Raw genomic sequence first — 13,904 nt, 5'->3', positions numbered from 1 at the left:
GTGGGTAACGTGTCGGAAGGTCGGCCCCCAGCGGGCCGGTGATCCGGTTCAAGAAAGGGTGAGACGATGGCAGATTTCGGTGCATCGTATGGCGAAATGGAAGCCATGGCGGGCAAGCTGAGCGATGCTCGTGACGACATTCAGGGTCAGCTCGAGCAGCTGAAGAGCGCGGTCGACACGCTCCTCGGCAACGACTTCAAGACGCAGCACGCTTCGGGCAAGTTCGGTCAGGGCTACGAAGAGCTCACGAACGGCCTGAAGGGCGCGGTCGACGGCATCGGCGACATGGGCGAGTCCCTGCGCGGCATGATGCGCGCGATCCAGGACCTCGACCAGCAGCTCGCGGGCGGCTGATCGCGTTCGAAGTCGAACGCAGCGGGGGCGGACCGAGGGTCCGTCCCCGCTTTCGCGTTCCCGGCCGCCCCTTTCGGAACGGCCCGTCCTACGGCAGCATGGAGAGGGTGGATGGGGGGATCCATGGCGGAGGGGATCGCTGACGCGCGCGGGCGCCCGCGCGGCCGGGACCGGGCTCGCGGCAGGCGCCCGATACGGCGGGCGGGCCGGCCGGCGGAACGCCGGGCGCGGCTCGAGCGCGATCTCGCGACCGCGGAACGCGAGGCCTTTCTCGCCGACCCGGAGCTGGCTGCGGCCTTCGAACGCGAGACCGCTGCGTTCACCGCGGCGGCCGAGCGGATCGCCGACGCCCACGACGGCGCCCGCATCGTCGCGCAGATCACCGAGCAGGAGGAGGCCCACGGCCCGCGCCTCGGCCGCATGGGGGCGGGCCTCGTCTCCCTCGCGCTCCTCGTGCCTTCGGCCGTCGCGCTCGGGGTCGTCGTGGTCGTCGCGATCGAGCGGACGGCCTCGGAGTGGCCGCTCTGGGCGGCCGCGGCGCTCACGGGCATCGCAGGCGGCACCGCGCTCGTCGCCGCCGTCGCGGTGGGCCGTGGGCGGCGGGCCCTCGGCGCGCCGCGCTGGGCGGCCTGGGCCGCCGCGGTGCTGCTGGCCGCGGTCGCGGCGGCGTCCGTGCAGATCGCGATCGAGGGCGGATGGCTCCGCGCGGCCCCGTGCCTGGCGGCGGCCGCACTGGCGTGCCTCGCGGTCGTCGTCTTCGCGGTGATGGATCGGGTGACGGCGAGCCGCTGCCGACGTCTGCTCGAGGAGGAGACCGCCGAGCTGCGGCAGGCGAGGGATGCGCTCGATCGGGCGCTGGCCGAGGCGCGCCATGCGGCGACGCAGGGGCTCGCGGTCGACGGGGACGGCACCGCGCTCCGCGCCGTCGTCGAAGAGCGGCGTCGTCGCCTCGACGCGCTTCTGGCCGCCGGCCGGCTGACGTCCGCCGAGCGGGCGAAGCTCGAATCGGTCGCGCCGGGCGCCATCTGCCTCGGAGAACTGCTCGGCGAGGTGCTGGGCGACGGGCGGGCCGGCGGGTCCGGTCGATAGGCTGGCCGTGATGGAAGGGTCGGTCGAAGCCCGCGTCAGCCACGAGGTCGACAGCTGGATGTCGTGGCTGCCCCGATGGCGCCCGGGTACCCATCGCGGGCGGGTGCGCCTGTGCCGGCGCTGCTTCGGCTCGCCCGTGCTCGCCGCCGCCGGTCTGGACGAGGACGTGCCGCATCCGGTGCAGCATGCGTTCTCGATGCGCATGAAGGCCATCGTCGACCACGCCGTCGATGAATACACGGAGCGGAACCTCCCGATGCTCGCCCGTGAGATCCGCCTCTCCGAGGAGCGCAAGTCGCGCCGCCCGTACCGTGCGGGGGAGGGGCTGGACCCCGAGTACCGCGGTCTCGAGCTCGACCCGGAGGAGACGCCGGGCCAGCCGTTCCTCTTCACCCTCGGCGGGCTCGAGGCCGAGACGGCCGCCGAGGCGGCCGAGCCCGCGCCGCGCCCGTTCAGCGCCGACGAGAAGGCGGCGCTGCGCGACGAGGTGCGCCTCGCCGACGAGTTCGCCAAGCAGGTGGGGCGGCGCATCTGCGCCGAGCTCGTCCGGCACCGCGAGCGCATCGACCGGGCCGTCGACGAGCTCGTCGAGCCGCAGATCGCGGAGCTCCTGGCCGACCTGGATCGCGAACTGGATGCCCCGGGCGGCCCGAACTGGTGAGCCGGGCATCCACTCGCGCAGTCATTTGACCGGGGCGAGCCGCCCGATTATCATAGATCGGGTGTGCGCTTCGTGGCGCGCTCGAACCGTGCCCGCACGGGAGAGCCAACCTCGGACCGCATCAGGGAACCGCGATCGGTGTCCCCCACGGCATACCCACCATGACACGGCCCCGCAGCTCTGCGCGGCCGGTGGGTCATGATGTGACATTCATCACCGCTGTCACCGTGCAGCACGAACAAGGAGAAGCAGTGCCAACTATTCAGCAGTTGGTCCGCAAGGGTCGCACGCCCAAGGTCACCAAGACCAAGGCGCCCGCCCTGAAGGCCAACCCCCAGCAGCGCGGCGTGTGCACGCGTGTGTACACCACCACCCCGAAGAAGCCGAACTCGGCGCTTCGCAAGGTCGCCCGCGTGAAGCTGTCCAACGGCACCGAGGTCACCGCCTACATCCCCGGCGAGGGCCACAACCTGCAGGAGCACTCGATGGTGCTCGTCCGCGGCGGTCGTGTGAAGGACCTCCCCGGCGTGCGCTACAAGATCATCCGCGGCGCGCTCGACACGCAGGCCGTCAAGAACCGCAAGCAGGCCCGCAGCCGCTACGGCGCGAAGATGGAGAAGAAGTAATGCCTCGCAAGGGACCCGCTCCGAAGCGCCCCGTCGTCGCCGACCCGGTCTACAGCTCGCCGGTCGTGAGCCAGCTCGTCAACAAGATCCTCATCGACGGCAAGAAGGACCTCGCCCAGCGCATCGTCTACGACGCGCTGGAGAACGTCGCCTCCAAGTCCGGCCAGGATGCGGTCGTCGTGCTGAAGAAGGCCCTCGACAACGTGCGCCCCACCCTCGAGGTGCGTTCGCGCCGCGTCGGCGGCTCGACCTACCAGGTCCCCGTCGAGGTCAAGCCCCACCGTGCGAACACGCTCGCCCTCCGCTGGCTCACGAGCTACGCGAAGGCCCGTCGCGAGAAGACGATGACCGAGCGTCTCACCAACGAGATCCTCGACGCCTCGAACAGCCTCGGCGCCGCCGTGAAGCGTCGCGAGGACACCCACAAGATGGCCGAGTCCAACCGCGCCTTCGCGCACTACCGCTGGTAGTCGCCCGGCGGCCGGGCGCTCTACGCCCGGCCGCCGCACCAGATTCGCTTCCTGAACCTTCCGGAGGAACCCCGTGGCACAAGACGTGCTCACAGACCTGAGCAAGGTCCGCAACATCGGCATCATGGCCCACATCGATGCCGGCAAGACCACCACCACCGAGCGCATCCTGTTCTACACGGGCGTGAACCACAAGATCGGCGAGACCCACGACGGCGCCTCGACGACCGACTGGATGGAGCAGGAGAAGGAGCGCGGCATCACGATCACGTCGGCCGCGGTCACCTGTTTCTGGGCTCCGACCTACGGCGCGAACAACGCCGCCAACCGGAACCAGATCAACATCATCGACACCCCCGGCCACGTCGACTTCACCGTCGAGGTGGAGCGGTCGCTGCGCGTCCTCGACGGCGCCGTCGCCGTCTTCGACGGCAAGGAGGGCGTCGAGCCCCAGTCCGAGACCGTGTGGCGTCAGGCCGACAAGTACGACGTGCCGCGCATCTGCTTCGTCAACAAGATGGACAAGCTCGGTGCCGACTTCTACTTCACGGTCGACACGATCATCTCGCGCCTCGGCGCGAAGCCGCTCGTGCTGCAGCTGCCGATCGGCTCCGAGTCCGACTTCGTCGGCGTCGTGGATCTCATCGAGATGCGGGCCCTGGTGTGGCCCGGCGACGCCAAGGGCGACGTGACGATGGGCGCCAAGTACGAGGTGCAGGAGATCCCGGCCGACCTCAAGGAGAAGGCGGAGCAGTACCGCCAGCAGCTCCTGGAGACCGTCGCCGAGACGAGCGACGAGCTGCTCGAGAAGTTCTTCGGCGGCGAGGAGCTCACGGTCGCCGAGATCAAGGGCGCGATCCGCAAGCTCACCGTCAACAACGAGATCTACCCGGTGCTCTGCGGCTCCGCGTTCAAGAACCGCGGCGTGCAGCCGATGCTCGACGCGGTCGTGGACTACCTGCCGTCGCCGCTGGACGTGCCGGCCATCGAGGGTCGCAACCCCCGCAACGAGGACGAGGTCCTCATCCGCCACGCCGACGCGAACGACCCGTTCTCGGCGCTCGCCTTCAAGGTCGCGGTGCACCCGTTCTTCGGTCGCCTCACCTACGTGCGCGTCTACTCGGGCCACCTCGACTCCGGCGCCCAGGTCATCAACTCGACCAAGGGCAAGAAGGAGCGCATCGGCAAGATCTTCCAGATGCACGCCAACAAGGAGATCCCGATCGACTCGGTCACGGCGGGCAACATCTACGCCGTCATCGGTCTGAAGGACACCACGACCGGCGACACCCTGTGCGACCCGGACAACCAGATCGTCCTCGAGTCGATGACCTTCCCGGAGCCCGTCATCGAGGTCGCGATCGAGCCGAAGACCAAGGCCGACCAGGAGAAGCTCGGCACGGCGATCCAGAAGCTCGCCGAAGAGGACCCGACGTTCCGCACGGAGCTGAATCCCGAGACCGGCCAGACGGTCATCAAGGGCATGGGCGAGCTGCACCTCGACATCCTCGTCGACCGCATGAAGCGCGAGTTCAAGGTCGAGGCGAACGTGGGCAAGCCCCAGGTCGCCTACCGCGAGACGATCAAGCGCGCGGTCGAGAAGCACGACTACACGCACAAGAAGCAGACGGGCGGTTCCGGTCAGTTCGCGAAGATCCAGTTCGCGATCGAGCCGCTCGAGGTCACGGCCGAGACGACGTACGAGTTCGAGAACAAGGTCACCGGTGGCCGCGTTCCGCGCGAGTACATCCCCTCGGTCGACGCCGGGTTCCAGGATGCGATGCAGTACGGCATCCTGGCCGGCTATCCGATGGTCGGCGTCAAGGCAATCCTGCTCGACGGCGCCGCCCACGACGTCGACTCCTCGGAGATGGCGTTCAAGATCGCCGGATCGATGGGCTTCAAGGAAGCCGCTCGCAAGGCGAACCCGGTTCTGCTCGAGCCGCTCATGGCCGTCGAGGTGCGCACCCCTGAGGAATACATGGGTGACGTCATCGGCGACCTGAACTCGCGTCGCGGACAGATCCAGTCGATGGAGGACGCGGCCGGCGTCAAGGTGATCCGTGCCAACGTCCCCCTCTCGGAGATGTTCGGATACATCGGCGACCTGCGGTCGAAGACCTCGGGCCGTGCCGTGTACTCGATGGAGTTCGAGAGCTACGCGGAGGTCCCGAAGGCGGTTGCCGACGAGATCGTCCAGAAGAACAAGGGCGAATAGCCCGCACAGCACGATCCAGCCGGGTCGCGTAACATATCAACACAACCCCGCATGTCCACGAGCGCAATCCAGCGCTCGACGGGCCTGCATGAGAGTCCTGAGGAGGACCCACAGTGGCTAAGGCCAAGTTCGAGCGGACCAAGCCGCACGTCAACATCGGTACGATCGGTCACGTCGACCACGGCAAGACCACGCTCACCGCTGCGATCTCGAAGGTGCTCGCCGACAAGTTCCCGTCGGACGTCAACGTCTCGCGCGACTTCGCGTCGATCGACTCGGCACCCGAAGAGCGCCAGCGCGGCATCACGATCAACATCTCGCACGTCGAGTACGAGACGCCGAAGCGCCACTACGCGCACGTCGACGCCCCGGGTCACGCCGACTACATCAAGAACATGATCACCGGCGCTGCTCAGATGGACGGTGCGATCCTCGTGGTCGCCGCCACCGACGGCCCGATGGCCCAGACGCGTGAGCACGTCCTGCTCGCCAAGCAGGTCGGCGTGCCGTACCTGCTGGTCGCGCTGAACAAGTCCGACATGGTCGACGACGAGGAGATCCTGGAGCTCGTCGAGCTCGAGGTCCGCGAGCTCCTCTCCTCGCAGGGCTTCCCCGGCGACGACGCTCCCGTCATCCGCGTCTCGGGCCTGAAGGCCCTCGAGGGCGACGAGAAGTGGGTCCAGTCGGTCCTCGACCTCATGGACGCCGTCGACGAGTCGATCCCCGACCCGGTGCGCGACAAGGACAAGCCGTTCCTCATGCCCATCGAGGACGTCTTCACCATCACCGGTCGTGGCACGGTCGTCACGGGTCGCGCCGAGCGCGGCACGCTGAAGATCAACTCCGAGGTCGAGATCGTCGGCATCCGCCCGACGCAGAAGACCACGGTCACGGGCATCGAGATGTTCCACAAGCAGCTCGACGAGGCCTGGGCCGGCGAGAACTGCGGTCTCCTGCTCCGCGGCACCAAGCGCGAGGACGTCGAGCGCGGCCAGGTCGTCGTGCAGCCGGGTTCGGTCACCCCCCACACCAACTTCGAGGGCACTGCCTACATCCTCTCGAAGGACGAGGGCGGCCGTCACAACCCGTTCTACGCGAACTACCGTCCGCAGTTCTACTTCCGCACCACGGACGTCACCGGCGTCATCACGCTGCCCGAGGGCACCGAGATGGTCATGCCCGGCGACACCACCGACATGACGGTCGAGCTCATCCAGCCGATCGCCATGGAGGAGGGCCTCGGCTTCGCCATCCGCGAGGGTGGCCGCACGGTCGGTGCCGGTACGGTCACCAAGATCATCAAGTAAGTTCCGCTTACCGATCTCGAGCGGGGTCGCAGCTTCGGCTGCGGCCCCGCTCGTTCCGTTTCCGGGGGGCGGTCTCGGTCTCGGCGAGGTCGGCGCGCAGTGTCGACCGGTGTATGAGGACTCTGCTATGTTGGCGGGGTCGATCGGATCGGAGGTTCGATCGAGCCGTCGATGCCAGGGGGGTGGCTCAGGTGGGGGCTCGTACTGCGAGCAGGCATGCGCTGGCGGTGCTTGCGGTCGCGCTGTCCACGGTGCTGGTTGGCGGAGTGCTCACGGTCACGGCCTCGGACGGCTCGGCGGCGATCGCGGATGCCCCGGAGCCGCCGAGCGATCCGCCGGTCATCGATCCTCCGCAGTTGCCGAACGCGGGAATCGCCCTGGTGCAGGTCTCGACCGGCTCCGATCGTGCAGCCACCGGCAATGGCGTCTCCGGACTCGAAGGCGTCGTGCTCGGCCTCGCCGACTCCGAAACGGGCGCACTCCGGACGGACCCGTGGGCGTCCTGCACCTCTGATTCCTCGGGCGTGTGCACCTTCTCCATCCCCATCGGCACGGACTCCGGCGAAGTCGCCGAGTATTCCAGTCTCTGGGTTCGGCAGACGGCCGCCCCCGATGGATACCTGATGAACCAGCAACTGGCGACCGGGGCGGGCGCGACCATCGTGGACTATCAGTTCCCGACTCCGCGACTGGTCGGGGGGCAGACGTATACGAGCGGTACGGCCTATACGGGCACGACCGCCGGGGGCGCCCAGCCTACGGCTGCCTTCATGACGCAGACGAGCAATACGAACACCCTCGCGCGATCGTCTTCGGGCATCTGGCAGTCCAGCCGCGCGAATCCGCCGCGGCAGGAGTCGTGCGGCATCGACGTCGCGATCGTCCTCGACCTGTCCAGCTCGGTCAACAGCGCGATCACGGACCTCCGCAACGCCGCACGCAGTGCCGTGCAGGCACTGGTCGGTACGCCGTCCCGGGTCGCGCTCTACACCTTCGGCACGAACGCCCCGCGCGTCGCCGGCGAGAACCTGGCTCTGACCTCGGTGTCGACGCAGGCGAGCGCCGATACCGTCCTCAACCGGATCGCCAGCTACGACGCGCGGACGAGCGAAGCCACCAACTGGGATCGGGGGCTCGCACAGGTCGGCAGCGGGTTCGACCGGGTGATCGTCGTGACCGATGGCAACCCGACGCGCTCCGAGACCGGGGCGGTCGGCCCCGGGTCTACGGCGCGGTTCAAGGAGATCGAGAACGGCATCTTCTCGGCGAACAAGGTCAAGGCTGCGCTGAACGCCGACGGGACCTCGGGCCAGCGAATCGTCGGGATCGGCGTCGGGGCGGCGCTCGTCAACAATCCGGTCAACCTCGCCGCGATCTCCGGGCCGATCGCATATGACCCCAGCCAGCCGGCGGTCGAGTTCGATTACGTCGCGACCCGTAATTATGCCGAGGCCGCCGAGGTCATGGCGGCCCTGGCGCGGGCCGAGTGCCCCGGCACGGTGAGCATCATCAAACGGGTGATTCCCGCGGACGGCGACTTCGAAGATGCGGTGCCGAGCGCCGGGTGGACGTTCGACGCATCAGTCGCTTCGGGCAGCCTCGACAAGCCGAGCGGCACGACCGAAGAGGGCACCGGTGCGGTGAACTTCGCCATCGACTACCCGCTCGGCGAGGTCGATCCCATCGACTTCACCGCGACGGAACGCGTGCAGTCCGGGTTCGAGCACGTGCCGTACCTGGGTCAGAACGCGGTCTGCACCGACCTGGACGGCAACCCGGTCGCCGTTCAGAACACCGGCGACACCGGATTCACCGTGAGCGTCGACCAGCTCGACGAGATCACCTGCACCGTCTTCAATCGCGCGCCCTCGGATGAAGCGATCCTCATCGTGGACAAGTCCTGGTCGATCAACGGCGGAGATCTCGTCGCCGACCCGAACCAGCCGAGCGGGATCTCGGCGGATCTGTCCGTCGCCGGTACGCGGACGCCGTGGGGCGGACGCACCGAGAACCTCGCGGCGGGGCAGAGTGTCACGGTCGCGGAGGACATCGTCAACGAACTGCCGGGCTGCGAACTCACCCGGTCGACCATCGCCCCGTCGGGCGGTGAGCCGGTCGAATTCGACGGCAGCACCGTCCTCGAGATGGAGGCCGGTGCTAATCAGTACCAGGTCGTGAACTTCGTGGACTGCGCCGGCACCATGACGCTGCGCAAAACGGTCGCCAACGGCCCGGGCGAAGCGGAAGATTTCGTTCTGACTGCGACGATCGGCGCATCCAGCCCCTCGAACCCGCATCCGCCGGGGGCCATCACCGGCTTCAGCGGGGCGGAAGAGGTCACCGGCGAGGTCACGCCCACGGTCAACTACCTGCTCTCCGAAACCGGAGGGGATCCGATCTACGTCCCGAACGGGCACGCGAGCACGGATCTCGCCCCGGGCGCCGTCGGAGCCTGGGACTGTGCGTTCCTCGATGCGGCCGGCACCCGTATCGCACCCACGACGGACGGCGCCGACGGCGAGGTGTCGGTCGGCATCGGCGAGCATCTCGACTGCGAGCTCGTGAACGCCACCGCGACCATCACCATGCGGAAGCATGTGGAGAACACGAGCGGCGGGAGCGCGGTCCCGGCAGACTTCACCCTCCGTGCCGTCCCGATCGGGCCTCTCCCGCTTCCCGAGGGCCTCGGACCCGTCGAAGTCATCGGCAGCGAGTCCGGCGAGTCCGGATACCTCCGGCCGGGTGTCACCTATGAATTGCAGGAGGACGGGCCGCCCGGGTACTCCGTGGAGTCGATCCGATGCTTCACCGGCGGCGATGAACCGGTCGAACTCAGCCGGTTCATCCCCAACCAGTTCGCGGTGCTCGATTGCGATTTCGTGAATGTGGATGCGGCGGCGACGATCGTGATCACGAAGGAGTCGGTCGGATTCAACACCTCGGATACCCGCCCGTACGGCTTCACCGGGAGCTGGCTGCCGCCGGATGCCGACGAGTTCACGATCGAAGCCCCCGGTGACGGAACGCTGACGCACGAGACGTTCGAGAACGTCGCTCCGGGCGAATACACGGTGACCGAGCTGGCGGATTCGGGTTCCGTCCTCACCGCGCTCTCCTGCAATGTGCAGGGCGACGACGTGATCTACTCCACAGAGGACCGTTCGGCGACATTCGATCTCGTCTCCGGCGACGTCGTCCAGTGCTTCTTCACGAACGCGGCACCGGGCACCATCCACGTCGTGAAATTCTCCGACCCGTTCAACTACCTTCCGCCGAGCGGCCAACCGCTCGAGTTCCCGTTCGAGATCACCGGTCCGCAGGAGGTCGAGCCTTTCGTCCTCAGCCCCGCCCCGTCGGAGCTCACGGGAGCCTCCCGAAGCCCGCTCGTCGGCGGATCGTACGAGATCACCGAGGGGGCGGTCGCCGGCTGGTATGTCGATGACATCACCTGCGGCGACAATGTGGTGTGGTCGGCCGACGAGGCGACTGGAACGGCGAACGTCGAGCTGCCGGAGGGGGGCGCGGCGACGTGTTTCTATACGAACGCCGCCGTTTCTCCGGTCGCGACCCTCACGAAGACGACGAGCGGTGCGGTCGGCGCCGCAGCCGACCGCACCTTCACCTTCGAGCTCACCCCGCTCGAGGGAGCGGGGACTCCGGTCAGCGTCTTGGTTTCGACGGTCGGAGGGACCGGAACGGTCGACCTCCCCATCGAGCTCGAGCGACGCTACCGATTGAGCGAGACGGACCTCCCGGGATGGACCGAGGAGGGAATCTCCTGCGAGATCACGGCCGTCACGGGCGGGGACCCGAGCGATGTGTCCGCCGAGGACTTCTCGGTCGGGCCGGGGGAGACGCTCGCCTGCACGGCGCTCGACACGGCCGATCCGGGAACGGGGACGATCGAGAAGCAAGCTCTCGGCGCCGATGACGAATTCTTCTTCATCGTCGATACGGTCCCGCCCAGTGAGGAGCGCATCGTCCGGGTGGCGACGGACGACGGAGTCGGACAGGGCGAGCTTCCCACGCTCGTGCCCGGGCAGACGTACTCGATCGTGGAGGATCCGAATTCCGCTTGGGTCCCGCAGAGGTTCACCTGTCAACGGCTTCCGGTCATCGGTGCACCGGTCACCGTCTCTCCGACGGCGATCACGATCGAGCCCGGCGACCGTGTCGAATGCGTGATGACGAACCGGACCCGCCCGTTCGTCGAGAAGCGCGCCGTCTCGGTCACCCCCGTGGACGCCGGGCGATGGAACGTCGAGTACGAGCTCACGGTGAGCAACCCGAGCACCCTCCACCAGATCTACAGCCTCGACGACGCCCTCGACCTGCCCGACGGGTCGACGGTCGTGGCCACGGCATCGAACGACGCCGGGTTCGACACATCCGCCTGGAACGGGACGAGCGAGACGACGCTCGTCACCGATGTGACGATTCCTCCCGCCACAGGCGAGGGGCCGACGATCCACACCTATACGATCTCCGCCGACGTCGTACTCGGGGACGGCTTCGACCCGGCCGACGCGGCATGCGAGCCGGACGCCCGGGGCGGGCTGCTCAATACCGCTGTCATGACCCACGCGGATCTGCCGTTCGAGGCCGACGCTTGCGAGGATCTCCCCGTGGCGCGACTCAGCCTCGCCAAGACGGTGGAGAACGGCGACACCGGGCGTACGGGAGAACCCGAGGACTGGACCCTCACCGCCGACCCGGGCCAGGGCATCCCGGGCCAGGACGCGGTTTCGGGCAACGGCCTGGACGGGGTGCAGGACGTCCTCGTGATCGCCGGCGACTACGAGCTGAGCGAGGAGAGCGATCTCCAGGGGTACACGGCAGGCACGTGGGGCTGCGGCGATGCGACGGTGACCGAGGCGACCGTGACGATCGAGCCCGGCACGAACGTGGCCTGCGGCATCACGAACACGGCCGAACCGTTCCCGACGGCGATGAAGTCGGTGGTGAAGGATGCCGTGCCGGACGATGCCGCCCATTGGACGGTGACGTACGAGATCGAGGTGACGAACGGCAGCGGCATCGAGCAGACGTACGACCTGTCGGACGTCCCCGAGCTTCCCGACGGAGTCGAGCTCGTGAGCGGGACCGCGACGAGCGACCCCGCATATGAACTCGACTGGAACGGCGATGACCGGACGACGCTCGTCACCGATCGGCCGATCGGTGCCGAAGAGACGCACACGTACACGATCGTCCTCGAGGTCGAGATCGACGACGGGTCCGCCGGCTTCGACCCCGCCGACGGGATCTGCGAAGAGGGCGAGGCCGGCGGCTTCCTGAACACGGCGAGCCTCGGCCAGGACGGCGTAGGGGTCATCGAGGACGAAGCCTGCACCGACATCGAGGTCGCCCGCCTGAGCCTCGACAAGACCGTCGACGACGGCGGCACGGATCGCGACGCGATGCCCGCGGACTGGACCCTGACCGCCGATCCGGGCAGCGGCATCCCGGGCCAGGGGCCCGTCTCGGGCAACGGTGAGGACGGCGTGCAGGGCGTCCTCGTGATCGCCGGCGCCTACGCCCTCTCCGAGGACGGTCCGGGCGGATACACGGCGGGCGACTGGGAGTGCGAGCCCGCCGGCGGATACGCCGACGGCACCGTCACCCTCGATGCCGGCGAACGCGTCGGCTGCGGAATCCTCAACACGGCATACGCGCTGACCGTCTCGAAGACGCACGACGACGTCGAAGGCGGATCGGTCGAACCGGGCGATGTGGTCACCTACCGGGTCGCCATCCGGAACCCCGGCACGATCGCCGTTCCGTCCGGATCCTTCACGGACGAGCTGCCCGCCGGCGCGACCCTGGTGCCCGGCTCCATCAGCGCCCCTGCCGGCTGGGACACGAGCGGCTCGACGTCGACGCGGATCGTCGGCGTCCACGCCGGCGAACTGCCGCCCGGGTACGACGAGGAGATCAGCTACGAGGTGCTCGTCGGCGACATCGCCCAGCCCGATCCCGGCGAGCCGATCCCTCCGCTGACCAACTCGGTCTGCGTGACGAGCGGGGAGCAGGAGACGCCCGACGACTGCGAGGGCGATCCGATCCCGGTCCGCTCGGTCACCCTGTCGGCGCAGCCGCGGTGCACGGACGATGCCGCATGGCTCGACTACACGACCGCCCTGCACGGCGTGCCGAGCTCCCCGACGCCCGTGGTCGCGCTGATCTGGTGGTCCGAGCAGGCGTACGAGGGGCGGGACCCGGGCATCGACCCGGCCGACCGCGACGCGATCCTCGCCGACGGGGCGTCGTTCGTCCAGTACGTCGCGCTCCCGGACGGATACGTCGACGGCGAACCGATCGACGGGCAGACCCTCTGGCCGGGCATGGAGCTCGACGCCGACGGGCGCCCGACGGCCTGGCCCGGGTGGCGCCTCCTCCCCGACGGGAGCTGGGTGAAGGACGCATCGGCACCCTTCGCGGAGATCGCGGATTCAGCGGTGCTCGAGGTGCGGGTGAACCCGTCGGTCGCGGCCGAAACCGTCTACCCGCCCGACAACCCCGTCTGCCAGGCACGCCCGCCGCAGCCCACGCCGACGCCCACTCCCGGTCCGACGCCCGGCCCCACGCCGGGGCCCACGCCCGGGCCGATCCCGCCGACCGGGTTCCCGGCCGACATCCTTCTCGGGATCGTCGCGCTGACCCTCCTGGCCGGCGCCGCCATGGCCTCTCGCGCCCGGCGCCGCCGCGCCTGACGGGGCCCGGAGACCGGGCGCGAGAGGCGGGTGCGGATGCCGGACGGGCGCCCCGCGGCATCCACTGCGGGCCAGTCTGCGAAGGCCCTGTGATCGCGACACGCCCGGCTTGCAAGCACCCCCGGAATGTGGCAAACTCGATGAGTTCAACATTTCGAACGCGTGCCTTCGTGCGCGCTCGTTCGAATCACTTCCAGGCAGTGCATAGCCACTCGGATCCGAGCGTGAAACGCTCCGGGGATGCGGGGTCAGGCTAGGCCGCGGGAAGCAGAACGACAACCGACACCGAAACGGATATGGGTGATCCATGTCCGCCGCGAGGGCGACACGCCCGAGCGCGGGGGTCGGGGAGCTCGGGGTCGAGCGTGTCGACACCATGGGCGGATGCCCGCGGTGGTGCGGACAGGTTCGATCGACGAGCTTTGACAGAAGAACAGTGGTGCATCAAGTACTACGCGGCGTCCAA

General features: G+C 68.6%; 8 protein-coding genes. All 8 read left to right on the top strand.

Annotation, left to right across the window (positions count from 1 at the left end; translation table 11 throughout):
• Positions 1 to 66: 66 nt before the first annotated feature.
• Complete coding sequence (locus tag G127AT_RS04595) at positions 67 to 354, top strand: WXG100 family type VII secretion target (protein WP_210900458.1); 288 nt, start codon at positions 67 to 69, stop codon at positions 352 to 354.
• Between the two features lie 123 nt (positions 355 to 477).
• Positions 478 to 1,443, top strand: a complete 966-nt coding sequence (locus G127AT_RS04590; protein WP_210900454.1) for a hypothetical protein — start codon at positions 478 to 480, stop codon at positions 1,441 to 1,443.
• A gap of 10 nt (positions 1,444 to 1,453) precedes the next feature.
• Positions 1,454 to 2,104: a spermidine/putrescine ABC transporter substrate-binding protein gene (locus tag G127AT_RS04585; protein ID WP_210900451.1), complete on the top strand. Its 651-nt coding sequence runs from the start codon at positions 1,454 to 1,456 to the stop codon at positions 2,102 to 2,104.
• Between the two features lie 251 nt (positions 2,105 to 2,355).
• Entirely contained in the window at positions 2,356 to 2,730 is a 375-nt protein-coding gene (gene rpsL, locus G127AT_RS04580; protein ID WP_056734914.1) for a 30S ribosomal protein S12, read from the top strand.
• Positions 2,730 to 3,200: a 30S ribosomal protein S7 gene (rpsG, locus tag G127AT_RS04575; protein ID WP_210900448.1), complete on the top strand. Its 471-nt coding sequence runs from the start codon at positions 2,730 to 2,732 to the stop codon at positions 3,198 to 3,200. The genes rpsL and rpsG overlap by 1 nt, the downstream gene beginning before the upstream one ends.
• A 73-nt stretch (positions 3,201 to 3,273) precedes the next feature.
• A complete protein-coding gene (gene fusA / locus G127AT_RS04570; protein ID WP_210900445.1) occupies positions 3,274 to 5,418 on the top strand; it encodes an elongation factor G in 2,145 nt (714 codons plus the stop codon).
• Positions 5,419 to 5,531: 113 nt separating this feature from the next.
• A complete protein-coding gene (gene tuf / locus G127AT_RS04565) occupies positions 5,532 to 6,725 on the top strand; it encodes an elongation factor Tu (protein WP_210900442.1) in 1,194 nt (397 codons plus the stop codon).
• Positions 6,726 to 6,838: 113 nt separating this feature from the next.
• A complete protein-coding gene (locus tag G127AT_RS04560; RefSeq protein ID WP_210900439.1) occupies positions 6,839 to 13,438 on the top strand; it encodes a prealbumin-like fold domain-containing protein in 6,600 nt (2,199 codons plus the stop codon).
• The last annotated feature ends 466 nt before the right edge of the window (positions 13,439 to 13,904 follow it).

Source organism: Agromyces archimandritae, from assembly GCF_018024495.1.
GTDB lineage: Bacteria > Actinomycetota > Actinomycetes > Actinomycetales > Microbacteriaceae > Agromyces > Agromyces archimandritae.
Note: the sequence above shows the minus strand (reverse complement) of the source record. Positions and strands in the feature narration are given on the sequence as shown.